Below are 25,252 nucleotides of genomic sequence, written 5' to 3'. Positions count from 1 at the left end.
GGCCGGTGGAGTACCGGCCCTGTCGTGTGGTTGAGCTGCTGGTCATTCCCAGCGGGTGGCGAAGGTGAATCCGACGGCCATGAAGCCGATGCCGACGGCCAGGTTGAGCTGGCCGAGGTCGCCGAGCAGCCAGATCTCGCCCTCGGGGCGGTCGGCGAAGACGTAGAAGGTGCAGATCCAGATCAGGCCGATCAGGAAGCAGCCGAGCATGCCGACCACGACTCCGCGGCCGCGGCCCAGCGGGGTCTTGGGGTGCGCCGCGGCGATCAGGCCGATGAAGATCAGGCCGAACCCGACGGCCCAGTTCCAGTCCTTGAGCTTGTCCATGCTGGGGATCAACGTGTCGGGCTCGCCGCCCTTCGGCTTCGGGAACGCCTGGTCGAAGTCGCGCAGGTCGCGGACGTAGAGCGTCCAGATCACGACGTACGCGATGCCCGCGGCGATCAGCAGCACGGACAGCAGGAGCCTCACTGAAAAGATGGGTCCCTTGACCGCATCCGGATCAATGAGCTCGTGCTTGTCTTTGGACTTCGACACCGACTTCTCCTCTGCATGTTTCACCGGGTGCGTCTGGACTCCCGGGCGCACCGGGTTAGCGTAGTCGCCATGACCCCGCCGACCCACGAGCACCGTGCCAAACGCGTCGCCTGGCGGCTGAGCACCCCTGCCGTGTTCGCGGCCGCCGGCGCGCTCTTCGTGGTCAGCGCGACCAGCAGCGGCGGCACCGACCTGCGTCCGGGGCGGGTCGAGGACCTGCCCTCACTGGTGCGCAGCGAGAGTCGCCAGTACGAACAGCTCCAGGACAAGGCCCGCTCCCTCAACGACGACGTCGAGCGGCTCTCCGCGCGCGTCGACGACGACCAGGTACGTCGCACCCGGGCCGGGGCCAGGCGCCTGGAAGGACCGGCCGGGTTCAGCGCGGTCCACGGTGACGGCCTCACGGTGACGCTTTCCGACGGGCCCGACGAGCTGCGCGACGACGTCGACAACGTCAACGACCTGGTGGTGCACCAGCAGGACATCCAGGCGGTCGTGAACGCGATGTGGCGGGCCGGCGCCCGGGGCATCATGATCCAGGGCCAGCGCATCATCTCCACGACCGGCATCAAGTGCGCCGGCAACTCCGTGGAGCTGCAGGGCATCCCCTACCCGCAGCCCTACGTGATCACCGCGGTCGGTGACCCCGAGGCCATGCAGGCGAGCATCGACGGCGACTACCGAGTCAACGTCTACCGCCAGTACGTCGAGGACGATCGCTTCCAGCTCGGCTGGGAGGTCCAGGACGAGCAGGGCATCACGGTGCCGGCGTACGACGGCCTGCGCGGCCTGGAGTACGCCCAGCCACTGACCTCCTGACCAACCCCCGTCAGGGAGTCGTTTCGTCGGTCGGGAGGCCCGTCGGCAGCTCTGTCGTCGTCGGTGTCTCGCTCGCCGTGGGTGTCTCGCTCGGCGCCTCGTAGGTGGAGACGGTGATCCGGATCTCGGTGCCCTGGTCGGCGGTGTCGCCCTTCGCGGTGCTCTGGTCGACCACCTCGCCCGGCTTGGCGTCGGACTCCTCGTCGGTCTCGTCGACGTACACCTTGAAGCCGGCGTCCTCGAGGGCCTTGGTGGCCTCCTCGCGAGTCTTGCCCACGACGTAGGGGACCTCCTCGGGGCCGTCGGAGACGAAGACCGTGACCGCGCTGCCGTAGCTCACCTTGGTGTCGGCGGCGGGGGTCTGGTCGACGACCTGGTTCTTGGGCTCGTCGGTGTCGCGCTCCTGGAAGGTCACCTTGAAGCCGGCGGTGGTCAGCTTCTCCTCGGCCTCGGCCCGGGTCAGGCCCAGCACGGTGGGCACCTGCAGGTCCGGCTTGCCCGTGGAGACCGTCACGGTCACCTCGCTGCCCGGGTCGACGTCCGTGCCGCCCTCGGGGTCGGTGTCGATGACCTTGCCCTCCGCGACGGTGTCGTGGGCGGCCTCCTCGATGACAGGCACGAGCTCCTCGGCCTTGAGGGCCTGCACCGCGCGGGCCTGGGTCATGCCGGCCACGTCGGGCACGGCGACCTGCTCGACCGGGTCGTCACTGTTGTTGTTGTACATCCAGATCCCTGCGGCGACCAGCGCCAGCAGGAGTACGCCGAGCAGGATCCACAGGCCGGTGCGCTTGGACGGATCCTCGTCCTCGCGCACGGGGGCCGTGGCGGTCGTCGTACCGGGTCGGGGGCCGGCAGCCGGGAGCACGGTGGTGGCGCCGGCAACAGGGGCTGCTGCGGCGGCCGCCACCGACGGCGCCTGGACGGGACGGCCGGCCAGGTAGCGCTCGATGTCGGAGCGCATCGCGGCCGCGGACTGGTAGCGGTCCTCGAGGCGCTTGGCCAGCGCCTTCATCACGATCGCGTCGACCTCGGGGGTGAGCTCGGTGTCGTGGGTCGACGGAGGCTGCGCGGGCTCGCGGACGTGCTGGTAGGCCACCGCGACCGGGGACTCGCCGACGAACGGCGGGCGGCCGGTGAGGAGCTCGTAGAGCAGGCAGCCGGTGGAGTAGACGTCGGAGCGCGAGTCGACGGTCTCGCCGCGGGCCTGCTCGGGTGAGAGGTACTGGGCGGTTCCGACGACGGCGGCGGTCTGGGTCATCGTGGACGACGCGTCGGACACGGCACGGGCGATGCCGAAGTCCATCACCTTCACGTCTCCGCCGGGCGTGAGCATCACGTTGGCCGGCTTGATGTCGCGGTGGATGATGCCCGCGCGGTGGCTGTAGTCCAGCGCCGAGAGCACGCCGGAGGTGATCTCCAGGGCCCGCTCGGGAAGGATCTTGCGGCCCTCGCGGAGGATGTCGCGCAGGGTGCGGCCGGCGACGTACTCCATGACGATGTAGGGCTGGGCGACGCCGTCGTCGGACATCTCCTCGCCGGTGTCGTAGACCGCGACGATGGCCGGGTGGTTCAGCGAGGCCGACGACTGCGCCTCGCGGCGGAACCGGGCCTGGAAGGTGGCGTCGCTGGCGAGGTCGGTGCGCAGTCGCTTGACCGCCACCACGCGTCCGAGGCGGGAGTCGGTGCCCTTGCGCACCTCAGCCATGCCGCCACGCCCGAGCAACTCGCCGAGCTCGTAGCGGCCGCCGACCATCATCGGCTCCTCGTTCGTCATGTGCCCTTCTTCCTGTCCGAGGGGGTCATCAGTCGATCACTGCTTCCATGACCGACTTGGCGATCGGCCCGGCAAGCTTGCCGCCGGCGATCTCTGCGTTGCTGAGCTGCACCTTCTGCAGCATGACTGCCACGGCGACGTCCTTGCCGTCCTTCTTGGCATAGGAGACGAACCAGGCGTAGTCGTTGCAGGCGCTGCAGTTCTCCGCCGTACCGGTCTTGGCGCCGACTTCGGCGTCGGGGATCGCCGCGACACCGGCGGTGCCGTTCTCCACGACCGCGACCATCATCTTGCGGAGCTCGTTGGCGCTGTCGGAGCCCACGGCCTCGGACAGCTCCTCGGTCGACGTCTTGTCGAGCACGTCGAGATCGGGCGAGCGCACCTCGTCGACGAGGTAGGGCCGCATCACGACCCCGTCGTTGACGATGCCGGAGACGACCATCGCCATCTGCAGCGGCGTCGCCCGGACGTCCTGCTGGCCGATGCCGGACTTCGCGAGGAAGTCGTCGGAGATCTCCTCGGTCGGGAAGACGCTCTGGGCCTGGCCCTTGAGGTCCTCGAGCGAGGTGTCGTTGAAGCCGAACGCCTCGGCCTGGCGGCGCAGCTTGTCCTGGCCGAGCTCGTTGGCCAGCGCCAGGAACGTCGTGTTGCACGACTGCTCGAGCGCTTGGGTCATCGAGATCTTGTCGGTGCCACACGCGCGACCGCCGTTGCCGATGCTGGTGTTCGTGCCGGGCAGGCGGTACGACGGCCCGCCCGGGACCATCGAGTCGGCGTCGTAGTCGCCGGTCTCGAGCGCGGCGGCCGCGGTGACCAGCTTGAACGTCGAGCCGGGCGGCAACGTCGTGCTGATCGCCCGGTTGAGCTTGGGCTCGTCGGCACGGTCGTTGAGCTTCTTGTCCTCAACCTCGACACTCTCGAGGTCGTGGGAGGCCAGCTTGTTCGGGTTGAACGTCGGGGCCGAGACCATCGCCAGGATCTTGCCGGTGGACGGCTCGAGGGCGACCACCGCACCCTGCACGTCGTTGCCGAGCTCGGGGTTCTGGAACAGTCCGTCGAACGCGGCCTTCTGGGCGTCGGGGTCGAGGGTGAGCTCGACGGTGCCGCCCTTGGGGGAGGCGTTGTTGACCAGGTCGACCAGGCGCGAGACGAACAGGCGTGAGTCGTCTCCGGAGAGCACGGAGTTCTGGGTGTTCTCGATGCCCGACTGGGAGTAGAACGAGAACCAGCCGGTCACGTGGGCATACATGAACGGGTTGCTGTAGGTGCGCTGGAAGTCGTACTTGTCGTCGGACTCCTTGGACTCCGCGATCGCGTTGCGCCCGACCAGGATCGCCCCGCGCTCACGCGAGAACGCGGCCTCGATGACCCGCCGGTTCTCGGGGTGCTTGGAGGCGTCGTTGAGGTCGCCGGCCGCGACGTACTGGAGATAGGTGACGTTGGCCAGCAGCCCCAGGAACAGCAGCATGCAGAACATGGCCATGGTGCGGATCGGCTTGTTCATCGAAGGCTCACCACCTGGGTGGTCTCGGCGTCACTGGTCTCGTCGCTGTCCTGCGAGAGGTCGGGCACCGGGCGACGGGCCTGGTCGGAGATGCGCAGCAGCAGGGCGATGATCACCCAGTTCGCGACCAGCGACGAGCCGCCGTACGACAGGAACGGGGTGGTCAGGCCGGTCAGCGGGATGAGGCGGGTGACCCCGCCGATGACCACGAAGACCTGGAGGGCCAGCACGCAGGCCAGGCCGCAGGCCATCAGCTTGCCGAACGCGTCGCGGCAGACCAGGGCGGCGCGCAGGCCGCGCTCGACGATCAGGCCGTAGAGCACGATCACCGCCATCACACCGGTCAGTCCGAGCTCTTCGCCGATCGCGCCCATGATGAAGTCGGACTCGGCGAACGGGATGCGTGACGGACTGCCCTGGCCGAAGCCTCGCCCGAGCAACCCGCCCCAGGCCATGCCGAAGAGCGACTCCCCGATCTGGTTGCCGGAGCCGTAGAAGTCGTCGAAGGGGTGCAGCCAGGCGTCGACGCGCACCTGCACGTGGCTGAACGCCTTGTAGCCGAGGAACGCACCGGCCAGGAACATGCTGGCGCCGACGACCAGCCAGCCCGGTCGCTCGGTGGCGACGTAGAGCATGGTCAGGAAGATGCCGAAGAACAGCAGCGAGGAGCCGAGGTCGCGCTGGAAGACGAGGATGCAGAGGCTGAGCAGCCACATCATCAGGATCGGGCCGAGGTCGCGGCCGCGGGGCAGGTCGACGAACACGAGGCGGCGACCGGCCAGCGCCAGCGCGTCGCGGTGGAGCACGAGGTAGCCGGCGAACGCGACGACCAGCAGCACCTTGGCCACCTCGCCGGGCTGCATGCCGACGGGGCCGAGGTTGATCCAGATGCGGGCGCCGTTCTTCTGCACGCCGATGAACGGGAGCATCGGCATCAGGAGCAGAACGATCGCGGCGAGGCCGCTGGTGTAGGTGAAGCGCTGGAGCACGCGGTGGTCGCGCAGGAAGATCAGGGTCAGCGCGAACAGGCTGACTCCGATCGTCATCCAGACCAGCTGCTGGCGGGCGAAGGTCGTGCCGTCGGCGAGGTCGAGGCGGTGGATCACGGCCAGGCCGAGGCCGTTCAGGGCGGCCACGACCGGCAGCAGCACCGGGTCGGCGTACGGCGCGGTCAGCCGGACCACCACGTGGCAGGCGATGGTCAGGGCGGCCAGCCAGCCGCCGTACCCGATGATGTCGGCGGGCACCTCACCCTCGACGCCGAGGCCGACGGCGGCGTACGCACCGATGCCCACGAAGAGCGCGAGGATGAGCAGGAAGAGCTCCGCGCCCCGGCGCCGCCGGTGCACGAACCCCAGGAAGCTGTTCTGCTGCGTCATCGGCACCCGCCTCAGTCGCAGTCCGCGGCCGTGGCCGGGGCCGCCGAACCGCTGGTGGCGCCGACCCGGCTGGACAGCTCGACGACGGTGTCGAGCGGGGACGTCGTGGCCGCGTTGAGCCTGGCCGTGTCGAGGATGGCGTTCTCCTCGGCCGGGCCGCCACCGGAGCGGAACGTGCCGGTGCTCGTGGCCGAGCCGGTGTCACTGGGGTCGGAGACTGCGCCGCCGGTGCCGCCCTGGGTGCCGCCTTCACCGCTCGGCGGCGTCGACTTCGGCGTCGTGGTCGGGTCGGGCGACGGCTCGGTGGACTCCTCCGACGGGCAGTCGGTCTGCGCCTCGCCGAGATTCTCCAGGGTGCGACGCGCGTCGTCGAGGCTGTCGGAGTCGATGCCCTCGCGCACGGCCCGTGCGTCGATGTCGCGCAGCCGGTCGAGCGAGATGTCGGACTCCTCGTAGGGCCGGTTCATCTCGAGGCCGGGCAGGCTGGCGTCGACCCCGCGGAAGATCGTGACGTGACCGTCGTGCTCGCCGACGTAGTACTGGCGCTGGGTCCAGGCGTACGCCGCGCCGGCGGCCGCCCACAGCAGGCCGACCAAGATCGCGAGCACGCCCAGGCGCTTGAGCCATGCGAAGCGACGAGGGGGCCGTGGTGCGTAGCGGGCCAGCTCGGGGTCGATCGGGTCGTTGGGGATGGCGTGGCCGGGCGCGTCGACCGGGATCTCGGCCGGGACCGGCTCGAGCTCGCCGGTGTCGCCGGAGCGGTGGCCGCGGAACAGGCTGCCGGCCGTGCCGCGGGTGGCACGCCGGGGCAGGTCGGCGGCGGCACCGACGAGCAGCGGCACCTGGTCGTCGATCTCGGCCTTGGTCGGGCCGGCGCCCTCACCGGTCGCATCGGGCTCGACGACGTCGGCGACCAGGCAGGTCACGTTGTCGCTGCTGCCCGCCTCGAGGCTGGCGCGGACCAGCTCGACGACGGCGTAGTCGGGGGTGCCGGTGGAGAGGATGTCGGCGAGGTGGCTGTCGTCGAGCACGCCGCACGCGCCGTCACTGCACAGGAACAGCCGGTCGCCGGGCGCCAGGTCGACGAAGAAGAGGTCGGGCTCGGTCTCGTGTATCCCGTCGACGGCCTTGAGGATGAGGTTGCGGTGCGGGTGGACCCGCGACTCCTCCTCGGTGATGCGGCCCTCGTCGATCAGCGACTGGACGAACGTGTGGTCCTTGGTCAGCTGGCTCAGCGCACCCTCGCGGTAGAGGTAGGCGCGGCTGTCACCGACGTGGCCGATCGCCACCCGGTTGCCGTCGAAGAGTGCGACCGTGGCCGTCGTACTCGTGCCGTTGATGCTGGGGTCCTGCTCGACCAGCTCGCTGATGCGGTCGTGGGCCCGGTGCAGGGCACCGGCGACCAGGCCGAGCATGTCGTCGCCGGGACGCTCGTCGAGCTTGCGGAGCTGTTGTACGGCGGTCGCGGACGCGATGTCGCCACGTGCGGCGCCACCGACACCGTCACACACGGTCAGCACCCAGGGTCCGGCGTAGCCGGAGTCCTGGTTGTCCTTGCGGACCCGGCCCACGTCGGAGAGCGCGGCGAAACGTAGCACCAACTCCGCGGTGGCCCCGGTCTCCGTGGTCGTCTCGTCGCCCATGCGTCTACTTCCTCAACTCGAGGACGGTCTTGCCGATCCGCACCTGGGTGCCGAGTGCCAGTGTCGTGGGCTGGGTGATGCGCGCCGAGCCGACGTACGTGCCGTTGGTGGAGCCGAGGTCCTCGACGAACCACTGCTCACCCGAGGCCGCGATGCGGGCGTGCCGGGTGGAGACATAGTCGTCGTCCAGACGGATCGCGGCGTCGGGGCCACGGCCGATCAGGATCGGGGCCTGGGCGAGGTCGGCGCGTTCGCCGGCGTTGGAGCCCTCCACCACCGCGACGTGGGTCGGCGAGCCGCGCCGGCGGGGCGGGGCCTTGGGCGCCTTCGGTGCCCGGCCGTTGGCCTGGCGGTTGGCTCCGGCCGGCAGGCGGGCGCCGAACATGTCGGTGCGGATGACGCTGATCGCCGAGAGCACGAAGATCCACAGGATCGCGAGGTACGCGAACCGGATCAGGAACAGGGTCAGTTCACTCATGGGCCTGCGCTTCCGGGGGCCGGGGCTTCGTCGACCACGCGGATGGTCATCGTGGTGTTGCCGATCTTGACCGTGGATCCGTTGTAGAGCGTGGCCTGCTCGACTCGGCTCCCGTCGACCTGCATGCCATTGGTGGAGCCGAGGTCGTGGACCGTGATCTCCGGGGTCTGGCCCTGCGCGACGTGGCTGCGGGCGGTGCGGAACTCGATGTGCTGGCGGCTGATGCCGGGGTCGTTGATGCGCAGGCCGGCGTCGGTGCCGCGGCCGACGACGAGTCCGGGAGGGTTCAACGGGTGCCGCACGCCGTTGACCTCGATGACGACTGTCGCACGTCCGACCTGCGTGTCGGTGGCGTTGGTGGTGACCTTCGCCTGGGCGGTGCTGCGCACCCGGAACCGGCCGGTGGTGAGGTCGTCGGCCTGCTCGAACTCGATCTTCACCGGGCCCGGGAAGACGTAGCTCTGCTGGTCGGCGTGGTCGCGCAGCGAGTTGGTGAGCTCGCCGGCCAGCGCCGAGTCGTACGGCGCGAGGCGCTCGAGGTCGGTCTGGCTGAGCTCGACGTGGAAGCTGTTGGGTACCAGACGGCGCTCACGGCTGAGGATCTGCGCGTTGTTGTCGACCTCGCGCTGCAGGGCCGCGGAGATCTCGACCGGCTGCACCGCACTGCGGAAGGCGCGCGCGAAGACACCGGAGATCATCTGCTCGAGCCTGTTCTCGAAGCGTTGCAGTCCGCCCATCGGTGCCTCCTCTCGGTCATGCGTCAGGGCCGTCGGCCACTGACGGTTGCCGTGATCGTATCGGGGTCGGGGTGACCCACCTTGCGTATGGCACCGCGGTTTGGGCGATTCCTCGTTACTGGGATAACCTTGGCCCGCTTCACGCGCGAGTGGCGGAATAGGCAGACGCGCACGGTTCAGGTCCGTGTGTCCGAAAGGACGTGGGGGTTCAACTCCCCCCTCGCGCACGTTGAGCAGAAGGCCCCGGTCTCCCGGGGCCTTCTTCCATTTTCGGAGCGACCACGATCCGACACCTGCACGATCGTGGTCGCGTGTTCGCGGAAACCTGTGTCCAGACTCTGCACCTGCACGATCCGGGTCGCCCGCTTGGGCGCCGTGGGCTGGGACCGGCCGCCACTTCCTCGGAGCGCCTTGCCGAGCGGCCGTGTGACTTATCCACAGTGCTGTCGCCACGCCAACCGGCAGTCGAGTTCTCGGACTAGTGTCATGTCTCGCGATAACGACTGCAGCATTGGACCCACTCGGGGGCGACGATGAAGGAACCGAAATACCAATCAGACGCTGACGAAGCCCGGCAGTGTTCACACCCATCTGGCCGTCAGTGGAGACGCGAAGACCATGACGGGACTTCCGCCCCGTGCGCCTTGGATACGGCCATGATTGTCAGTCTGGTACGCGTGATGGCCCTAGCGTTCGTCCTCGCGATGCTCGGAGTGGCAGTTTCTCCGGCCTCTGGGGACTTCGGTTCGACACCACCCTCTCGGGCTCGACCTCCTCAGCAGGTAAGCCTGGCGAACAACGACATTCACCGGGTCGATTTCCACAGCACAACGAGTGCGACAGGCGGAGCCATGAAATGGGCGCTCAACCGTCAGTTCCCTCGCCTCGGGTTTGGCTGGCACTGGGTAGATGGAACCAATCACGACGTTCGTATCAGTGACTTCCGCGCGTCAAACAACCTGCTTGGCTGGGTCAACTGCCCGAACTCGGCGACTGAGCGTGGACGCAACCCCAACAGGTGGTGTTATGGCCAACGCCTGAATGTGAACTTGCGGTTCTCCCTGCCCCCGGCGGGCAAACGGTATCTCGCCTGTCACGAGCTCGGTCACACAGTGGGTTTGCGACACGAGACCGAGCTTCACTCTGACTCGTGCATGCGAGTAGTTCGGGACACGACTCCCAGCTATTCCATGGAAGACGTTTACGCGGTCCGCCGCCACTACTGACTGAGGGGTGCCAATGAACTTGATGACATTCGGGCGTGGCCCAGTTCTGGCGACTGTGGCCACGCTTGTCGCACTGAGTGCGTGTGGCGGCGAGACAGGTTCGGAAGCGTCCGAACGCGACCGCACCACGACGCCCACACCGAGCGCCTCCACCACTCCGAACCCTTGGGCCCAATTCCGCATGACAGGGCTGGAGGCCGAGCAGTTCGCCAATCTTCGCTCGATGGTCCGGTCCGCCAACGTGACGGTGCTCGGCACGGTGCTGAGTGGCGGACCGGGTGAACGGATCAACGACGCCGAAGGGTCGGACGTCGACACGGAGGTGATGATCGACCTGGAGGTGCGGGTCGACGAGGTGCTGGCCGGGACTCTGGGCAAGAACTCGGAGACGGTGACCGTCACGTTCGGCCCGGTTCCCGCGGCTGACGTCTCACCAGCCATGTGGAGGCCCGTGGTCGGGGAGCAGTCGATCTTCGCGCTCCGTCGCGCAGGAGCAGCGATCCCCGGCCTGGCCAAGAAGGATCCACGGGTGTTCGCTCAGAACATCTATTACGTCGTGTACAGCAAGGGCCTGATTGACGAGGAGGCCGACAAGACGGCCTTCCCGACTGCGGACCAGGACGGGTTTGCGCGCAAGTTGCGCGGCCAGGACTTCGACACCACGCTGCAACAAGTCAGGGCCGCCGCGCGTTAGGTCAGCAGACAAGAGGCGCTGAGCGACCACGATCCGACACATGCACGATCCGGGTCGCCTGCTTCGTGCTGGCAGCAGTTTGGACGAAATTGGGGCGCCGCAGCGTTCGACGGTGGCATCCCGATCGGCTTTTCACTCGAGACAGCACCCGCTGCCGTCGTACCCGTTCCTCGTCCCACGCTGGCTCGGCGCAGTGGTGGCCGGTCACGGCGAGTAGCAGTTCAGCCTCCGGCGGACCATCGGACATGCAGTTCGAGCGTGGGTGGCCCATGCTGAGCGTGGCGGCGCGGCGTCGTACGCCGAACTGCATGTCGAACGGTCCGCGGACAGGGCCGGGCGTACGTCGACCACACCGCGAGCGACCACGATCCAGGTAGTGGATCGTGGTCGCCCGGCGCTCGAAGAAGGCCCGCCGTGGGTCACTTCTCCTGCAGGACTGCCCGCTTGGTGCGGTACTCCTCCTCGTCGATCTCGCCGGCCGCGAAGCGCTCGGCGAGACGGGACTCGCCCGAGATCACGCCGCACTGCGCGCGGTTGCGGCGACCCCAGCGGATCACCAGGTACGCGAAGGTGACGATCATCAGGAACCAGAAGATCGGGAAGATGGGCCAGAAGGCCGGGGCGTCGCCGTCCCAGCGGTCGGCGGACATGACGAGTGTGTTCAACATCGGTGAACCTCCTTGATTGACGGTGCTTCAAGGCTCGTCGGATCGGCCCGTTTCCACGTCAGCGCCAAGGCGTAACCGGCGTACGCAACGCTGCGTAGGAAGCCGGAGGACAGAGCGCGCCGGTCGGGCCGTGCGCGCAGCAGGGTGCATCCCGTACGTCGATGGGTACCGCCGGGGTGACCCGCCCGCAATCGTGAAGGGAAGCCGATGAGCACCGAGGACAACGAACAGAGCACGGACCAGGGCAACCTGCATGTCGTCGACTCCGGCGGTGACGGGCGCCCGGTGGTGCTGATCCACGGGTGGCCGCTCTCCGGAGCGTCCTGGGCAGAGCAGCTGGAACCACTGCGCTCTGCCGGCTACCGCGTCGTGACCTATGACCGCCGCGGCTTCGGGGAGTCCGGTCCCGGTGACGGCTACGACTACGACCGCCTGGCCGGCGACCTGGACAACGTGCTCAAGGACCTGGACCTCCAGGACGTCACCCTGGTCGGCTTCTCGATGGGTGGGGGAGAGGTGGCGCGTTACGTCGCCTCCCACGGTGAGGACCGGCTGCACAGCGTGGTGTTCGCGGCCGCCGTCCCGCCGTACCTGCTCAAGACCGACGACAACCCGGACGGTCCGTTGACCGAGGAGGCCGCGGCCGAGATGCGGGCCTCCCTGGAGAGCAGCCGCGACGAGTTCTTCCCGGGCTTCGTCGACCAGTTCTACTCGGTCGACGGGGAGCTCAAGGTGAGCGACGACCAGCGAGAGCAGGCCCTGGCGCTGTGTGCGAAGTCCGACCAGGACGCCGTGCTGGGGTGCATGGACGCCTTCGGCGGCACCGACTTCCGCGAGGACCTGAAGAAGGTCACCGTCCCCACGCTCGTGATCCACGGGGACAAGGACGCCATCGTTCCCTTCGAGGGTTCCGGGAAGCGCACCCACGAGGCCATCGAGAACAGTGAGCTGGTCCTGGTCGAAGGCGGCCCGCACGGCCTGAACGTGAGCCACGCCGACGAGTTCAACCGGTCGCTGCTGCACTTCCTGGAGCAGTGAGGCCCCGCCCGATCACTCGCTGCTCGAGTCGCTGCGTCGAGCCGACGTGCAACCTGATCGTGGCTGCCCGCGTGTGGTGAGTGCAGGAGGTGGACATGCACTCGACAATGGCAACAGGCCATGGCGCACAGACGCGGGCACGGCAGGGCAGGGGAGCGACGATGCCATCGTCAAGGGACGAGGAGTTCACGGAATGGATGACCGCCCGCCAGGGCGTGCTGTTCCGCACCGCGTTCCTGGTCGCCGGTGACAAGCAGACCGCGGAGGACCTCGTCCAGACCGCGGCGGCAAAGCTCTACCTTGCCTGGGACCGGGTGCATGCCCGCGGCAACGTCGACGCCTACATGCGGCGCATCATCATCAACGAGAACAACTCGCTGTGGCGGCGGCCGTGGAAGAAGCGCGAGCACGTCACCGAGGAGCTGCCCGAGAGCGGGTACGTCGACCAGGTGGGCGACCCCGTCGAGGCGGCCGGGCTGTGGTCCGCCGTGCAGCAGCTGCCGGCGCGGCAGCGGGCCGTGATCGTGCTGCGCTACTACGAGGACCTCTCAGAGGCCGAGATCGCGGAGACCCTCGAGATCAGCCCTGGAACCGTCAAGTCGCAGGCCAGTCGGGCGATGGCCACCCTCCGCACCCTCGTCGGTCCGGAGTTCCAGCTCGAGGAGCACTCATGAACAACCACGGGAACGACAAGCTGCACAGCGCACTGTCGAGCAGCAGCGACGTGATGGCCGACTCCCGGCTCGACTTCGGCGCCATGGAGAAGCAGGCGCGTGGCATCCGCCGTCGCCGCCGGATCGGCACCGGGGTGGCCGCTGCCGCCGTACTTGCTGTGATCGCGGTGCCGACCACCCTGGCGCTCAACCAGGGCGATGACCGCGGCTCCGAGCGGGGCCCGGCCGACGGCACCTCCCAGGTGCCCGACGCGTCGGAGTCCCCCGACAAGGGCTCGGACAAGGGTTCCGACAAGGGCGGCGCGCAACTGGCCGACGACAAGGCCGCGGCCACCCAGGCCCTGGAGGACCTGCCCGCGGGCGATGCTCCCGGCGTCGACTACGTCTACGAGAACACGGTGCACGTCGCCGACGGCAGCACGCTCCCCCTTCCGCAGACCCAAGCCAGCATCATCACTGCGGCTGGGTACCACGGCGGTTGGCTGGTGGGCACCGCCGACAACGAGGGCATCAACGGCGACGTGACCCTGCGCCAGTTCGACGCGCAGGGCACCGAGGTCAGCGCCACCGAGGCTGCCGGATCACTCGTGGTCAGCAACGACGGCACCCAGCTCGCGTGGTGGACGTGGAACCAGAAGGACAAGGTCGGCGAGCTGCACTCGGCCGGCGCCAGCGGCATGGGTGAGGGCGACGGCGCCGTCCAGGAGACCGGCAAGGCGTCGTACGTCCTCCCGGTCGGGTACGTCGGCGTCGGTGAGCTGGTCTTCCAACCGACCGTCGAGGGGGTCGGCCCGACGGTGAAGGTGGCCGACTTCACCGACAACGTGCGTGACATCGACACGTTGGGCTCCGCGTCCGGCACCGACCAGATCAACAACCGCATCGCCGGGCAGGCCCCCGGCGACGGCCTGACCGGCCGGGTCGTCGACGGCACCACCGGGGAGGAGATCTGGCACAAGGACGGGTGGCGCCTGGGTCGGTTCAGCCCCGACGGCACCCACCTGATCGCCTACGAGGCCAACTCCCCGGACCCGCAGCCGATCGCGATTCTCGACGCCGCCACCGGGGAGGTGGTCACCCAGATCAACCTGCACGACGAGCACGGCCTCGGCTACGGCGACGTGGTCTGGGAGGACGACGACTCGCTGCTGGTAAATGCCTACGTGTTCGCCGGTACCGATGCCGAGCCGCACCCCGGAGCGCTGCTGCGCCTGGGTCTGGACGGCGACCTCGAGCGGGCCACCGACGTCGACCCCGGCACCGACTTCTGGTTCTTCCTGCCCCGTTCGTGACCGACGGCATGGGCCCACCTGAGAAGGTGTGCCCATGCGCCGTGCTCTGATGGCCGCCCTCGCGGTCTACCTGGGAGCTGCGGCGTACCTGGTGCTCTGGCCTCAGCCGGACGCCCCGGCCGACGCGATCGCGCGGATCGTCGACGAGCTCCAGGCGCGCGACATCACGTCGATCACGGCGTCGATGGTCGAGTTCATCCTGAACGTCGTGCTCTTCGTGCCGCTCACCCTGCTCGGCATGCTCATCTGGCGACGAACCTCCGCGCTGCTCTGGATCGTCGTGGGAGTTGGCGTGAGCGTGTTGATCGAGGTCGTGCAGACGGTCGCGTTGCCCGACCGCGACGGCACCTCGACCGACCTCGTCGCCAACACGATCGGTGCGCTGGCGGGCGTGGCCGTGGGCGTGGTGCTCCGATGGATCGCGGTCAGGTTGCGGCGTGGTCGCCGTACCGCCACAGCCACCACAGGCCGATGACCGGCAGCACGAGTGGCACGAAGCCGTAGCCGATGCCGAAGTCGGACCATACGGTCGCGTCCGGGAAGAGGTCGGGGTCGGCGACGCTGAGCGCGCCCACGCCGAGCACTCCGGCCAGCTCGATCGAGCACGCGGTCACGGCCACGTGCGTGGCGCGCGGCCCCCGGTAGCGCAGCGCCACCGTGGCCACGACGTAGATCAGCGCGGCGACGGCCGAGAGCAGGTAGGCGACCGGCGCCTCGTCGAACTTCGTGGCGAGCTGTACGGCGGAGCGCGCGCCGGCGGCGACGGCGAACACCGCGTAGACCGCGACCAACAGTTGCCGCCCGGGCGACCTCACCATGTCTGCTGCAGCCTGATGACCAGCACCATCGACGTCACCGCGGCGACGGCGATCACATAGAGGTGGGGCGGCTCGACCGGCGCACCGGAGGGGTCGGGCTGCCGATTGAGCAACAGCACCGGGACGCCGAGGGCGGCGACTCCGTAGCCCACCGAGATCCACAGCTCGTCGGGATCATGCCCACGCAGCAACGCGATTGCGGCGAAGAGCACCACGATCGCGATCGCGCCCTGGGCGATCTTCATGCCGAGTCGGGCGATCGGCTCGAGGGGTGCCATCGTCGGCGATGCGGCCGCGCCGACGGCGAGTGCTGCGATCACCAGCAGGTAGACCGCGACGACGGAAGTGAGGAGCCAGGACACGGGCTGAGCGTATCGGTGCCGGGCGGGAATCGTCGGCCCGGTGCGCGCGTTGGCAAGGGACATGAACACCGCGGTGAGACAAGGTGACCTGTCCGACCTGTTGCGCAACCGGCGCAGCACCCGCGTCTACGACCCCGGCCACGTGCTCGCCGACGAGGACCTGGCCAGGCTGATGCGAGCCGCCCAGTGGTCCCCGAGTGCCGGCAACAGCCAACCGTGGGCGTTCCTGGTCGGGCGACGTGGCGACGAGACGCACCGACGGTTCCTGCCGCACCTCTCGGCCGGCAACACCTCGTGGGTGCCGCACGCGAGTGCCGTGCTCGTCTCTGCCCATCAGGCGGCATCGGGTCCCGAGGACGATGCGTTGACCTTCTCCGACTACGCGATGTACGACCTCGGCCAGTCGGTCGCCATGCTCACCGTCGAGGCCGAGCTGCTGGGCCTCACCGTGCACCAGTTCGCCGGCTTCGGCCACGACGCGGTGGCCCGGGAGTTCGGCGTACCCCCGCACTGGCGGGTGACCACGGCCCTCGCGATCGGTGCGTACGGCGACCCGCGGGCCGCCGACCCGGTGCTCGCCGAGCGCGACGAGCGGCCACGGGTCCGCAAGCCGATGGACGACTTCGTCTTCGCCGGGTCGTGGGGCGCGGGCGCGGGGCTGTAGCACTCGGCCTGTAGTTGAATGGCCGGATGCCGAAGACCAAGCGGTTCTGGCCGATCGTCGCGGTCGTCGTCCTCCTCTTCCTCGTCAACCTGCCGATCGGCCACCTCTGGTGGTCCAACCACCGGCTCGACACCGACGGACAGGTCACGCAGGCCAGCGTGGACAAGGTCGAGGAGATCGGCAGCGGGGACACCAAGCGCTACTTCGTCACCTTCACGCTGCCCAGGGACGTCGACCCCGAGCGACACGACTACGCGGAGGAAGTGACCCGCGCGACCTGGCAGACCGCGAAGGAGACCGACCGCATCGAGGTGACCTACCTGGTCGGCCATCCGTCGGCGAACCGCGCGGCCGGCAACGTGCCGCCGGGCAACGTGGGCCTGGTCCTGACCCTCCTCGCGGACCTCGCCATCCTCGGGATGTTCGCGCTGATGCTGTGGGTACGCCGCCACGACGTGCTCGAGCTCGTGGCCACCCGTGACGTGGCGCGGTGCAAGCCGGGCGATCTCATCGAGGAGCTCGAGGGCGGCCACGTCATGGTGCGCGGCGACGTGCTCGAGATCGAGGATGACCACGTGGTGCTGGTCAGTGGGGGCAAGCGGGTGAAGGTGATCCTGGCCGGTTTCGCCAACCCGGTGGGCCATCAGCAGCCCGCCGAGGCCCACGGCCGCAAGGTCCCACCGCGTTAGTCGGGTCGTACGGCGGCCAGCACCGCCGGGTCCGCGCAGGCCTTGGCGAACGCGTTGATCCGGGCCCTGATCTCACGACCGAGCAGCCACTGGCCGATCGGCTCGGCGACGAAGCGCAGCCAGCCGGGCCGGATCGAGTAGGTGTACTTCCAGGTCGCCTCCGTGCCGCCGTCCGCCGACGGCTTGAACCGCCAGCCGCCGCCGAAGTTCGCGAAGAACCACGGGCCCTTCACCATCGTCATGCCGACGCTCGTCGGCGGCCGGTAGGAGGAGTACTGGCTGATCATCGTGGGCCCGACCCGCGCCTTCGTGAGCGTCTGCACGCCCTTGTCGGGTGCGGTGGCGCCGTGCAGGAAGTGCTGCTCGCGGATGAAAGGGTCCCACGACAGGCGCAGCTTGCCGGTGGTCTGGGAGACCGCGAACGCGGTGCCCGGATCGCAGGGCACGGTCACGCTCGCGGTCACCTGGGGCATGACGCCGAGGCTACCGGGACGACGGAGGGCCGACCCCGCGCGTGGTGCGCGGAGCCGGCCCTCGTCGTACGACGCAGGTCAGGCGTCGACCAGCTCGCGGTCCTCGTCGTCGTCATCGGAGGCGATGCCGGCGTCGGTGCCCTCGGCGAGGTGCGGACGGTGCAGGTTCTCACCCTCGACGTCCACGTTCGGCAGGATCCGGTCGAGCCACTTGGGGAGGTACCAGGCCTTCTCGCCGAGCAGGTACATCACCGCCGGGATCAGCGTCATGCGTACGACGAACGCGTCGAAGATGACCGCGACGGCGAGCGCGAAGCCCATCGACTTGATGATCGGGTCGTCCTGCAGCATGAACGCGGCGAACACGGCGGTCATGATCACCGCGGCCGCGGCCACGACGCGGGCCGAGTTGCGGAAGCCGTCGATGACGGACTCGCGCGGGTCGGCGCCGTGCACGTGGGCCTCCCGGATGCGGGTGACCAGGAAGACCTGGTAGTCCATCGCCAGCCCGAAGACCACGCCGATCAGGAAGATCGGCATGAAGCTCACGATCGGCTGGCCCTCCATGAGCCCGAACGCGCCCTCCTGGAAGACCGCGACCGTCGCACCGAGGGTGGCCAGCACCGAGAGCAGGAAGCCCAGGGTGGCGGTGAGCGGCACGAGGATGGAGCGGAAGACCAGCATCAGCAGGATGAACGCGAGACCGATGACCACGGCCAGGTAGACCGGCAGTGCGTCGGCAAGGCGCTCGGACACGTCGGCGGTGATCGCGGTCAGGCCGGTCACGCCGGTCGTCGTACCCGTCTCGGCCTCGATGTCGGACTGCCCGTCGCGCAGGTCGGCGAGCAGGTTCTCGGTGGCGACGTCATCGGGTCCGGAGGCCGGGATGACCATCACCATCGCGCCGGTGCCGGTCTCGTTGACCTGGGCGACCGAGGCGTTGACGACCTCGTCGCCGCCCACCTTCCTGGCCCATTCGGCCACGTCGGCGAACGCCTTCTGGCGACCCTCGGAGGCGACGTCACTCGCGTCGACGACCAGCAGCATCGGCGCCTCACGGCCCGGACCGAAGTTGTCGGTGAGCAGGTCGGAGGCCTTGCGCTGCGTGGTGTCGGTCGAGGAGGTGCTGTCGGTCGGGAACGCGAGGTGCAGGTTCTTCAGCGGGATCGCCAGCGCACCCAGTGCCACGACCACGAGCAGCACCACGGCGACCGGACGCTTGCCGACCAGGCGGGCCCAGCGGACACCGTTGTTGAGGATCTTGCCGTCGGCGTCGCGCGTGGGGTTGTACTTGCGGACCCGGCCACCGAAGGCCTTCGACTTGAGCAGGCCGAGCACGGCCGGCAGCAGGGTCAACGCGACCATCACGGCGATGAAGACGGTGCCGGCCGCGGCCAGACCCATGGCGGTCAGGAACGGGATGCCCACGACGGCGAGGGCGGCGAGCGCGATCAGCACGGTCAGGCCGGCGAACACGACGGCCGAGCCGGCAGTGCCCACCGAGACGCCGACCGCTTCCTCACGGTCTTCGGTGTGGTGCAGCTCGGTTCGATAGCGGGCCAGGATGAACAGGGCGTAGTCGATGCCGACGGCGAGGCCGATCATCGTGGCCAGCATCGGGGTCGAGGAGCCGATGTCCATGAACGCGGTCATCGCGGTGATGCCGGTCATGCCCAGGCCGACACCGAGGACGGCGGTGATGATCGGGAGGCCGGCGCCCACGAGGGAGCCGAAGGTCAGGATCAGCACGAGCAGGGCCAGGCCGATGCCGATGAGCTCGGAGGCGCCGCCGGGCGGGGCCATCGAGCTCATGCCGGCGCCGTTGGCCTCGACGGTCAGGCCGGAGTCACGGGCCTTGTCCATCGAGTCCTTGACCGCGTCCTGGGAGTCGACCTTGACGTCCATCGGGGTCTCGACGTCGAAGTCGAAGGTGATCACGCCGACGCGTCCGTCCTCGCTGGTCGGCAGCATCGTGGCCATGCCCTCGATCTGGGCGTCGGTGCTCTTGACGGCCTCCGCCTTCGTCGCGCCACCCTCGACGGCGGCGTCGATCATCTGCTGCCGCTGGCCGGCCATCGCGGCGACCGGGTTCACCGGCGCGGTGGGGCTCTTCGCGTCGGGCATCTGCGGGTTGTCGGCGAGGTCGGCGACCAGTGCGTCGACCGCGTCGGCGTACTTCTTCTCCTCGAGGGTGTGGCCCTCGGGCGCGGCGACCACGACGTTGACGCTGGCCTGGTCGAACGCGTCGACCGCGTCGGGGAACAGCTTCTTCTGGAGGTCGGCGGCCTTCTCCGAGGGGATGCCCGGGATGGAGAAGGCGTCGGTCATGGGCTTGGACATGGTGGCGGCGAAACCAGCCACGCCCACCATGGCGATCAGCCAGGCGGCGAGGAAGATCGGCCACCGCCGGTAGGCGGTCTTGCCGAGTCGATAGAGCAGCGTTGCCATGGGTGGTGGCTCCTGTGGTCGGTGTTTCGGGACGAGATTGGGAAGAGAGTCTCTGCTCAGGCGAGCAGGGCGCGCAGCGTGGAGAGGGCTTCCACGAACGCGACGTCGAGGGCGAGCCCGTCGGCGTCGTTGGCGAGTACGTCGTTGAGCGCCACGCCGTAGAGGCACGCGACCATCGAGATCAGCAGGTGGGCGCGACGGGTGCCGAAGTCCTCACCCTCACGTTGGACGATCAGGGCGGCGAACTTGTCGGCCATGCCCTCGAAGCGCTCGTGGGCCGCGGCCATCAGGCGGGGGTTGGCCTTCACCACGCGGCGGGCCACCTCGGCCTCGTCGCGGGTGAACTCCTTGGTGCTGACCATGTGCACGAGGATCGAGCACAGGTCATCGACCAGGTTGCCTCCGGGGCCACCCTCGGTGAACTCTTCGAGAAGGTCCTCGGGGAGGGCCGGAATGTTGCCCAGGACGGCGTCGATCTTGCCCGGGAAGTAGTTGAACAGGGTGCGGCGGGAGACGCCCGCGGCCTCGGCCAGCTCGTCCATCGTGAAGCCGTCGAAGCCGTGCGCGTCGGTGAGCTGCTGCGCGCAGACGGTGATCCGGTGACCGGTGGTCACCTTGCGTGGGGAAGTTGCACTTTCGTTCACAGAGTGCAGTTTTGCACTTTCCTGGACAGAGTGCAATTCCGGCGCGTGTGACCCTCCGCACCCGAGCCGACTTGCTGGTAACCCGCGCCCGGGTGGAGGGTTGCCACATGGCAGCCACCGCGTCGTCGTACTCGATCACCATGCGCCTTCACACGGCCCCCGACCATGGCGTGGTGGGCACCGTCGCCACCGAGCTGGCGAAGGCCGGTGGCATCGTCACCGCCATCGACGTCGCGGAGTCCAGCCACGACCGCCTCGTGGTCGACGTGACCTGCTCCGCCGCCGACGAGGCGCACTCCCTCGAGCTCGTCGCGGTGGTCAAGGCGATCGCCGGCGTCGAGGTGCACAAGGTCTCCGACCGCACCTTCCTGATCCACCTCGGCGGCAAGATAGAGGTCACCTCCAAGGTGCCGCTCAAGACCCGCGACGACCTGTCGATGGCCTACACGCCCGGCGTCGGCCGCGTCTCCATGGCGATCGCGGAGAACCCCGAGGACGTGTCGCGCCTGACCATCAAAGGCAACTCGGTCGCCGTGGTCACCGACGGCTCCGCGGTGCTGGGCCTGGGCAACATCGGCCCCGGAGCGGCGCTGCCGGTGATGGAGGGCAAGGCGGCGCTGTTCAAGAAGTTCGCCAACATCGACGCCTGGCCGATCTGCCTCGCCAGCCAGGACGTCGACGAGATCGTCAAGGCCGTCGAGATGATCGCCCCCGGGTTCGGCGGCATCAACCTCGAGGACATCGCGGCACCCCGCTGCTTCGAGATCGAGGCGCGGCTGCGCGAGTCGCTCGACATCCCGGTCTTCCACGACGACCAGCACGGTACGGCGATCGTCGTGCTCGCGGCCCTCATGAATGCGCTGCGCGTGGTGGAGAAGAACCTGGCCGACGTACGCATCGTGGTGGCCGGCGGAGGAGCGGCCGGCTCCGCGATCGTCTCGCTGCTGCTGGCCGGCGGCGCGGTCGACGTGAGCGTGTGGGACCGCGAGGGCGTGCTCTGTCGCGACGACACGGCCCTCTCCCCGGCCAAGGCGGACCTGGCGGCACGCACGAATCCCAACCTGCGGCGCGGCGACCTCCAGGCCGCGCTCGACGGCGCCGACGTGTTCATCGGGGTCTCGGGACCGGGCGTGTTGCAGCCCGAGTGGATCAAGACCATGAACGACGGCTCCATCGTGTTCGCGCTGGCCAACCCCGACCCGGAGGTCGACCCGGCCGAGGCCGCGAAGTACGCCGCCGTGGTGGCCTCGGGCCGCTCCGACTACCCGAACCAGATCAACAACGTGCTGGCCTTCCCCGGCGTCTTCCGCGGGCTGCTCGACGCACGGGCCAGCGAGGTCACCATCGACATGCTGCTGCGCGCCGCCGAGGCGATCGCCCACGTGGTCAAGGACGACGAGCTCCACCCGTCGTTCATCATCCCGAGCGTGTTCCACCCCGACGTGCCCAAGGCCGTCGCCGCCGCGATCAGCGGCAAGCCGATGGCCTGACCGCACGCCCGGGGCGGGCCCTACACTCGCCCCATGGCCGGGTCCGAGACACGCATGCTGCTGTTGGGGGCAGTGGCGATGTTCGAGCCGATCAACGGCTACCAGATCCGCCGCGAGCTGGTCTCGTGGGAGATCGACAAGTGGGCCCACGTCAACCCGGGCTCGATCTACAACGGCCTGACCACGCTGACCCGGCAGGGCCACCTGAAGCGCCACGACCTCCGCGACGGCACGCGTGAGGTGGCGGTCTACGAGATGACCACCAAGGGTCGCGCCGAGCTGCTGCAGCTGCAGATCAGGGCGCTGGAGGAGGTCGACCCCTACGACCGGGTCGCCTTCCACACCGCCTTCTCGATGCTGCCGCTGCTCGACCGTGCGCAGGTCGTGCACAGCCTGGGCCGCCGCAAGCGCGTGCTGCAGGAGACCCTCGACGGCTTCCCGTCGCCGCGGCACGTCGGACCGGAGTACGGCCCCCCGCATGCGTTCCGCTCGATGCTCCTGTGGCGCGACTCGGTGGCGACCGAGCTGGCCTGGCTCACCTCGACGCTGCGCGACATCGAGTCCGGCGCCCTCAAGTTCGAGCAGGGTGACGACTGGGGCTGGGAGCCGCCGTCCGACGACCCGGGCTGGCAGATGAACGTCGACCGGGAGAAATATCGCGCGCTTCTCGGGCGCTGACCTGCCACGCTCCTCACCACGCGTCGCATGGCCTGTACCGGCCTCAACAGGGTAACTTTCGCCGTTCCTCTCACGCGGGCATCGCCGCAGTCCTACCATCGGTCATGCTCCTGACCGTGGAGCGGGTGGCCCACCTCCGCCACGTCCCCCTGTTCTCCGCCACACCGGATCGCGTGCTCGCCGGTGTGGCTTCGGTGCTCGACGAGGTGGAGTTCTTCCCCGGCGAGGTGCTGATCCGGGTCGGGGACATCGAGGACTGGCTCTTCGTCATCGTGAACGGCAACGTCGACGTGGTTCGCCCCGACCGCCGGGTGGAGCTCGGGCCCGGATCGGTGGTCGGCGAGCTGGCGGTGCTCGATCCCCGACCCCGCTCCGCGACGGTCACCGCCCTCACACCGGTGCTCGCCTTCCGGCTCAGCAAGCCCGCCTTCGACGAGGCGGTCCGGACCCGACCCGAGGTGGCCCTCGGCGTGATCGCGGAACTGGTGGGTCGCCTGCGCGAGAACCACCAGGGCTCGCCCGGCTGATGAGGACCCGGCTGGCGCTGCTGACGGGTCAGACCACCGCGCTCGGCGCGATGGTGGCGTTCCTCGTGGTGCCGGCCAGTGCCCTGTTCCTGGCTCGGTACGGCGCGGACGCGCTGCCGTTCGCCTATCTCGCGGTCGCGGCCGCCGGGGTTGCGGTGTCGATGGCGATGCGGCGCGCCCAGAACCGGCTCAGCCTGGCCTCGCTCGCCGTGACCGTCCTGGCGACGTACGTCGTGATGGTCACCGCAGCCTGGACCGTGCTCGGGATGTCGGACGGACTGTGGGTCACCTTCCCCCTGCTCGTGCTCTTTCCACTGATCATCCCGCTGGGCTTCATGCTGGTCGGCGCCCAGTCCGGTCGACTGCTCGACGTACGCCAGATGAAGGCGCACTTGCCAAGGGTGATGGGCGGGTTCTCGCTCGGCTTCGGCATCGGAGGGCTGGCGGCAGCAGCACTGGTCGAACCGCTCGGCGGGCCGGTGCCCCTGCTCGGCATCGATGCCGTCGTCGGGGTGTGCCTGCTCGGCCTGGTGGTCGAGACCGCGCGTCGCTTCCCCGCGGAGCTGCGAGCCACACCGGACCCGCTGCCCGGTGCGGTCACCGGCCGGCCGGCGCTCCGGGCACTGCTCGGGAACCGCCTGGTGCTAGTGGTGTTCGGCTACCAGGTGTTGTCCGCGGCGGTCACCCAGCTGCTCGACTACCTGGTCTGGGAGCGGGCCGCCGCGCGATTCCCGGACCCGTCCGACCTGGCGCGCTTCCAGGGCGTGTTCGGGGCAATCATCAACTTCGCGGCGGTCCTCTTCGTGGCGCTGCTCGCGGGACGGCTGCTCACCCGATGGGGAGTCGCCCTGGGCCTGGCCGCCAACCCCGGCGCCGTGGTCGTCCTGGTGGCCGCCGGCACCGTGCTGGGCCTCGGGTCCGGCACGGGGTCCACCCTGTTCTTCGTCGTGGTCTGTGCCCAGCAGGTGGCCGACATCGCGCTCACCGACGGGATGACCCGCACCTCGATCAACGCGACGTACCAGGCCATGCCGATGGCCGAGCGACTCCGTGCCCAGACCGGCGTTGAGGCTGCCGGCGTACCCGTGGCCCTGGGCCTGGTGGGGGGATTCCTCCTCCTGAACCGGGCACTGGGGTTCGACATCCTGGTGGTCGAGGTCGTGGCCCTGATGATGTCGCTGGCTTGGTTGGGCCTGGCGGTCTGGGCCCATCGGAAGTACGGCGCCGGGCTGCGCCGGCTGCTCGCGCGGCCCCCGTGGGTGCCGGTGCCGTTGCGGATCCGCAACGCGGCCCAGCAGGCCGCCGTGGACCGGCTGCTCGCCAGCAATGACCCACGCGACGTCGAGGTCGGGCTGACCGCGCTGAGCGACACGCATGGGGAGTGGGGGATGACCCAGGTCGAGATGCCGGCCGGGCCGGCGCACGACGTGCACGGGGCCCTGGTCGTCGAGGCGGAGCGGGTGGCGATGCTGCTCGAGGTGTTGGGCACCCTCGACGATTCCCGCGGGACGGCTCCTCTGCGCAGCGCCCTGCGCGACGAGATCGCCGGATCGGCCCGACAGACCAGGGACCTGCTTGCCCTCGCGCACGGGCACGAGGAAGTGGTCCGGGCCGTGTCGGCGCTGGCCTCACCTGTCGAGCACGTGCGTGGTCTGGCCCTGGAGATGCTCGAGGTCACCTGTGGTCGCGGTGTCGCCCCTCTGGCACTCGCGCTCGTGGATCCGGCGCTCGACGACGTGGCGCGTCGTCGAGCGCTGGAAGCGCACGGCCCGGGATCGTGCCGCTCGGCGGCCGAGCATGTCCGCGACCTAGTGACCGATCCGGACGGCACCTGGGACGAGCCCTGGCTTCGAGCCTGCGGCCTCTACGCCGCGCCGGGCGTGCTCGGTGCCGACGCTGCCGAGTTGGCGCAACCGTGGGTCGACGATCCGGATCCGACGATCGCCGAGACCGCACGCTGGGTGCACCTGACGCCGATTTAATGGCAGGTGGTCCG

Annotated in this window: 25 protein-coding genes and 1 tRNA gene; 13 read left to right on the top strand and 13 right to left on the bottom strand. The window is 69.2% G+C overall.

The window, feature by feature from the left end:
• Positions 1-42: 42 nt before the first annotated feature.
• A complete protein-coding gene (locus tag ASH02_RS01250) occupies positions 43-537 on the bottom strand; it encodes a cell division protein CrgA (RefSeq protein WP_056684245.1) in 495 nt (164 codons plus the stop codon).
• A gap of 69 nt (positions 538-606) precedes the next feature.
• On the opposite strand from ASH02_RS01250, the gene ASH02_RS01245 reads away from it, so the two are divergent.
• Complete coding sequence (locus ASH02_RS01245; protein WP_082563917.1) at positions 607-1,356, top strand: DUF881 domain-containing protein; 750 nt, start codon at positions 607-609, stop codon at positions 1,354-1,356.
• A gap of 10 nt (positions 1,357-1,366) precedes the next feature.
• Here the strand turns inward: ASH02_RS01245 and pknB are convergent, their stop codons facing one another.
• The 6 genes from pknB to ASH02_RS01215 are packed head-to-tail and all read right to left on the bottom strand — an operon-like array spanning position 1,367 to position 8,871.
• Positions 1,367-3,130, bottom strand: coding sequence for a Stk1 family PASTA domain-containing Ser/Thr kinase (gene pknB, locus ASH02_RS01240; RefSeq protein ID WP_056890504.1), 1,764 nt, complete (start codon positions 3,128-3,130; stop codon positions 1,367-1,369).
• A gap of 28 nt (positions 3,131-3,158) precedes the next feature.
• Positions 3,159-4,634, bottom strand: a complete 1,476-nt coding sequence (locus ASH02_RS01235; RefSeq protein WP_056684251.1) for a peptidoglycan D,D-transpeptidase FtsI family protein — start codon at positions 4,632-4,634, stop codon at positions 3,159-3,161.
• The gene (locus ASH02_RS01230) at positions 4,631-6,013 is read right to left on the bottom strand and encodes an FtsW/RodA/SpoVE family cell cycle protein (protein ID WP_056684254.1); all 1,383 of its coding nucleotides are present in this window, start codon (positions 6,011-6,013) and stop codon (positions 4,631-4,633) included. The genes ASH02_RS01235 and ASH02_RS01230 overlap by 4 nt, the downstream gene beginning before the upstream one ends.
• Positions 6,014-6,024: 11 nt before the next feature.
• Positions 6,025-7,656 (bottom strand): PP2C family protein-serine/threonine phosphatase, encoded by a 1,632-nt coding sequence (locus tag ASH02_RS01225; RefSeq protein WP_082599367.1) that lies wholly within the window; start codon positions 7,654-7,656, stop codon positions 6,025-6,027.
• Positions 7,657-7,660: 4 nt separating this feature from the next.
• Complete coding sequence (locus ASH02_RS01220; RefSeq protein WP_056684257.1) at positions 7,661-8,134, bottom strand: FHA domain-containing protein FhaB/FipA; 474 nt, start codon at positions 8,132-8,134, stop codon at positions 7,661-7,663.
• Positions 8,131-8,871 carry an FhaA domain-containing protein gene (locus tag ASH02_RS01215; protein ID WP_056684260.1) on the bottom strand — a complete coding sequence of 247 codons (741 nt, stop codon included), beginning with the start codon at positions 8,869-8,871 and terminating at the stop codon, positions 8,131-8,133. The genes ASH02_RS01220 and ASH02_RS01215 overlap by 4 nt, the downstream gene beginning before the upstream one ends.
• A 143-nt stretch (positions 8,872-9,014) precedes the next feature.
• On the opposite strand from ASH02_RS01215, the gene ASH02_RS01210 reads away from it, so the two are divergent.
• A tRNA-Leu gene (locus tag ASH02_RS01210) sits at positions 9,015-9,098 on the top strand.
• A 1,180-nt stretch (positions 9,099-10,278) separates the two neighbouring features.
• Positions 10,279-10,791 carry a hypothetical protein gene (locus tag ASH02_RS01205; protein WP_057294133.1) on the top strand — a complete coding sequence of 171 codons (513 nt, stop codon included), beginning with the start codon at positions 10,279-10,281 and terminating at the stop codon, positions 10,789-10,791.
• A gap of 419 nt (positions 10,792-11,210) precedes the next feature.
• Here ASH02_RS01205 and ASH02_RS01200 read toward each other — a convergent pair whose 3' ends face one another.
• Complete coding sequence (locus ASH02_RS01200) at positions 11,211-11,459, bottom strand: SHOCT domain-containing protein (RefSeq protein WP_056684267.1); 249 nt, start codon at positions 11,457-11,459, stop codon at positions 11,211-11,213.
• A gap of 207 nt (positions 11,460-11,666) precedes the next feature.
• Here ASH02_RS01200 and ASH02_RS01195 point away from each other — a divergent pair, with 207 nt between their 5' ends.
• The 4 genes from ASH02_RS01195 to ASH02_RS01180 all read left to right on the top strand — a co-directional run bounded on the left by ASH02_RS01195 (position 11,667) and on the right by ASH02_RS01180 (position 14,938).
• On the top strand, positions 11,667-12,497 hold the full coding sequence (locus ASH02_RS01195; protein WP_057294132.1) for an alpha/beta fold hydrolase: 831 nt from the start codon (positions 11,667-11,669) through the stop codon (positions 12,495-12,497).
• A 161-nt stretch (positions 12,498-12,658) separates the two neighbouring features.
• Positions 12,659-13,171, top strand: coding sequence for a SigE family RNA polymerase sigma factor (locus ASH02_RS01190; RefSeq protein ID WP_056684273.1), 513 nt, complete (start codon positions 12,659-12,661; stop codon positions 13,169-13,171).
• Positions 13,168-14,463: a hypothetical protein gene (locus ASH02_RS01185; RefSeq protein WP_057294131.1), complete on the top strand. Its 1,296-nt coding sequence runs from the start codon at positions 13,168-13,170 to the stop codon at positions 14,461-14,463. The genes ASH02_RS01190 and ASH02_RS01185 overlap by 4 nt, the downstream gene beginning before the upstream one ends.
• Before the next feature lie 34 nt (positions 14,464-14,497).
• A complete protein-coding gene (locus tag ASH02_RS01180) occupies positions 14,498-14,938 on the top strand; it encodes a VanZ family protein (RefSeq protein WP_056684279.1) in 441 nt (146 codons plus the stop codon).
• Here the strand turns inward: ASH02_RS01180 and ASH02_RS01175 are convergent.
• Both ASH02_RS01175 and ASH02_RS01170 read right to left on the bottom strand, forming a co-directional pair.
• Positions 14,889-15,281: a hypothetical protein gene (locus ASH02_RS01175; protein WP_057294130.1), complete on the bottom strand. Its 393-nt coding sequence runs from the start codon at positions 15,279-15,281 to the stop codon at positions 14,889-14,891. The two genes, ASH02_RS01180 and ASH02_RS01175, sit on opposite strands and share 50 nt — an antisense overlap.
• On the bottom strand, positions 15,275-15,643 hold the full coding sequence (locus ASH02_RS01170; protein WP_056684285.1) for a hypothetical protein: 369 nt from the start codon (positions 15,641-15,643) through the stop codon (positions 15,275-15,277). Before ASH02_RS01170 ends, ASH02_RS01175 begins: the two co-directional genes overlap by 7 nt.
• A 61-nt stretch (positions 15,644-15,704) precedes the next feature.
• On the opposite strand from ASH02_RS01170, the gene ASH02_RS01165 reads away from it, so the two are divergent.
• Both ASH02_RS01165 and ASH02_RS01160 read left to right on the top strand, forming a co-directional pair.
• The gene (locus ASH02_RS01165; protein WP_056684288.1) at positions 15,705-16,307 is read left to right on the top strand and encodes a nitroreductase family protein; all 603 of its coding nucleotides are present in this window, start codon (positions 15,705-15,707) and stop codon (positions 16,305-16,307) included.
• Between the two features lie 26 nt (positions 16,308-16,333).
• Positions 16,334-16,996: a hypothetical protein gene (locus tag ASH02_RS01160; protein ID WP_057294129.1), complete on the top strand. Its 663-nt coding sequence runs from the start codon at positions 16,334-16,336 to the stop codon at positions 16,994-16,996.
• Here ASH02_RS01160 and ASH02_RS01155 read toward each other — a convergent pair.
• From ASH02_RS01155 to ASH02_RS01145, 3 genes are all read right to left on the bottom strand, one after another.
• A complete protein-coding gene (locus ASH02_RS01155) occupies positions 16,993-17,469 on the bottom strand; it encodes an SRPBCC family protein (RefSeq protein WP_057294128.1) in 477 nt (158 codons plus the stop codon). The genes ASH02_RS01160 and ASH02_RS01155 overlap by 4 nt on opposite strands.
• Before the next feature lie 78 nt (positions 17,470-17,547).
• Positions 17,548-19,917 carry an MMPL family transporter gene (locus ASH02_RS01150; RefSeq protein ID WP_056684297.1) on the bottom strand — a complete coding sequence of 790 codons (2,370 nt, stop codon included), beginning with the start codon at positions 19,915-19,917 and terminating at the stop codon, positions 17,548-17,550.
• Between the two features lie 56 nt (positions 19,918-19,973).
• Positions 19,974-20,561 carry a TetR/AcrR family transcriptional regulator gene (locus ASH02_RS01145; RefSeq protein WP_200959027.1) on the bottom strand — a complete coding sequence of 196 codons (588 nt, stop codon included), beginning with the start codon at positions 20,559-20,561 and terminating at the stop codon, positions 19,974-19,976.
• A 107-nt stretch (positions 20,562-20,668) separates the two neighbouring features.
• Between ASH02_RS01145 and ASH02_RS01140 the strand changes: the two genes are divergently transcribed.
• From ASH02_RS01140 to ASH02_RS01125, 4 genes are all read left to right on the top strand, one after another.
• The gene (locus tag ASH02_RS01140) at positions 20,669-22,051 is read left to right on the top strand and encodes an NAD-dependent malic enzyme (RefSeq protein ID WP_056684303.1); all 1,383 of its coding nucleotides are present in this window, start codon (positions 20,669-20,671) and stop codon (positions 22,049-22,051) included.
• A gap of 33 nt (positions 22,052-22,084) precedes the next feature.
• A complete protein-coding gene (locus tag ASH02_RS01135; RefSeq protein WP_056684306.1) occupies positions 22,085-22,729 on the top strand; it encodes a PadR family transcriptional regulator in 645 nt (214 codons plus the stop codon).
• A 104-nt stretch (positions 22,730-22,833) separates the two neighbouring features.
• Positions 22,834-23,256 carry a cyclic nucleotide-binding domain-containing protein gene (locus ASH02_RS01130; protein WP_082620762.1) on the top strand — a complete coding sequence of 141 codons (423 nt, stop codon included), beginning with the start codon at positions 22,834-22,836 and terminating at the stop codon, positions 23,254-23,256.
• On the top strand, positions 23,256-25,238 hold the full coding sequence (locus ASH02_RS01125; RefSeq protein WP_057294125.1) for a hypothetical protein: 1,983 nt from the start codon (positions 23,256-23,258) through the stop codon (positions 25,236-25,238). The genes ASH02_RS01130 and ASH02_RS01125 overlap by 1 nt, the downstream gene beginning before the upstream one ends.
• The last annotated feature ends 14 nt before the right edge of the window (positions 25,239-25,252 follow it).

Source organism: Nocardioides sp. Soil796 (assembly GCF_001429525.1).
Taxonomy (GTDB): domain Bacteria; phylum Actinomycetota; class Actinomycetes; order Propionibacteriales; family Nocardioidaceae; genus Nocardioides.
This window is presented reverse-complemented; position numbering and strand designations above follow the sequence as displayed.

What these genes read in the sequence shown, in the direction of transcription:
- ASH02_RS01245 (WP_082563917.1), top strand. Translation starts at nt 607, where the DNA reads ATGACCCCGCCGACCCACGAGCACCGTGCCAAACGCGTCGCCTGGCGG.
- pknB (WP_056890504.1), bottom strand. Translation starts at nt 3,130, where the DNA reads ATGACGAACGAGGAGCCGATGATGGTCGGCGGCCGCTACGAGCTCGGC.
- ASH02_RS01235 (WP_056684251.1), bottom strand. Translation starts at nt 4,634, where the DNA reads ATGAACAAGCCGATCCGCACCATGGCCATGTTCTGCATGCTGCTGTTC.
- ASH02_RS01230 (WP_056684254.1), bottom strand. Translation starts at nt 6,013, where the DNA reads ATGACGCAGCAGAACAGCTTCCTGGGGTTCGTGCACCGGCGGCGCCGG.
- ASH02_RS01225 (WP_082599367.1), bottom strand. Translation starts at nt 7,656, where the DNA reads ATGGGCGACGAGACGACCACGGAGACCGGGGCCACCGCGGAGTTGGTG.
- ASH02_RS01220 (WP_056684257.1), bottom strand. Translation starts at nt 8,134, where the DNA reads ATGAGTGAACTGACCCTGTTCCTGATCCGGTTCGCGTACCTCGCGATC.
- ASH02_RS01215 (WP_056684260.1), bottom strand. Translation starts at nt 8,871, where the DNA reads ATGGGCGGACTGCAACGCTTCGAGAACAGGCTCGAGCAGATGATCTCC.
- ASH02_RS01205 (WP_057294133.1), top strand. Translation starts at nt 10,279, where the DNA reads ATGACAGGGCTGGAGGCCGAGCAGTTCGCCAATCTTCGCTCGATGGTC.
- ASH02_RS01200 (WP_056684267.1), bottom strand. Translation starts at nt 11,459, where the DNA reads ATGTTGAACACACTCGTCATGTCCGCCGACCGCTGGGACGGCGACGCC.
- ASH02_RS01195 (WP_057294132.1), top strand. Translation starts at nt 11,667, where the DNA reads ATGAGCACCGAGGACAACGAACAGAGCACGGACCAGGGCAACCTGCAT.
- ASH02_RS01190 (WP_056684273.1), top strand. Translation starts at nt 12,659, where the DNA reads ATGCCATCGTCAAGGGACGAGGAGTTCACGGAATGGATGACCGCCCGC.
- ASH02_RS01185 (WP_057294131.1), top strand. Translation starts at nt 13,168, where the DNA reads ATGAACAACCACGGGAACGACAAGCTGCACAGCGCACTGTCGAGCAGC.
- ASH02_RS01180 (WP_056684279.1), top strand. Translation starts at nt 14,498, where the DNA reads ATGCGCCGTGCTCTGATGGCCGCCCTCGCGGTCTACCTGGGAGCTGCG.
- ASH02_RS01175 (WP_057294130.1), bottom strand. Translation starts at nt 15,281, where the DNA reads ATGGTGAGGTCGCCCGGGCGGCAACTGTTGGTCGCGGTCTACGCGGTG.
- ASH02_RS01165 (WP_056684288.1), top strand. Translation starts at nt 15,705, where the DNA reads ATGAACACCGCGGTGAGACAAGGTGACCTGTCCGACCTGTTGCGCAAC.
- ASH02_RS01160 (WP_057294129.1), top strand. Translation starts at nt 16,334, where the DNA reads ATGCCGAAGACCAAGCGGTTCTGGCCGATCGTCGCGGTCGTCGTCCTC.
- ASH02_RS01155 (WP_057294128.1), bottom strand. Translation starts at nt 17,469, where the DNA reads ATGCCCCAGGTGACCGCGAGCGTGACCGTGCCCTGCGATCCGGGCACC.
- ASH02_RS01150 (WP_056684297.1), bottom strand. Translation starts at nt 19,917, where the DNA reads ATGGCAACGCTGCTCTATCGACTCGGCAAGACCGCCTACCGGCGGTGG.
- ASH02_RS01140 (WP_056684303.1), top strand. Translation starts at nt 20,669, where the DNA reads ATGGCAGCCACCGCGTCGTCGTACTCGATCACCATGCGCCTTCACACG.
- ASH02_RS01135 (WP_056684306.1), top strand. Translation starts at nt 22,085, where the DNA reads ATGGCCGGGTCCGAGACACGCATGCTGCTGTTGGGGGCAGTGGCGATG.
- ASH02_RS01130 (WP_082620762.1), top strand. Translation starts at nt 22,834, where the DNA reads ATGCTCCTGACCGTGGAGCGGGTGGCCCACCTCCGCCACGTCCCCCTG.
- ASH02_RS01125 (WP_057294125.1), top strand. Translation starts at nt 23,256, where the DNA reads ATGAGGACCCGGCTGGCGCTGCTGACGGGTCAGACCACCGCGCTCGGC.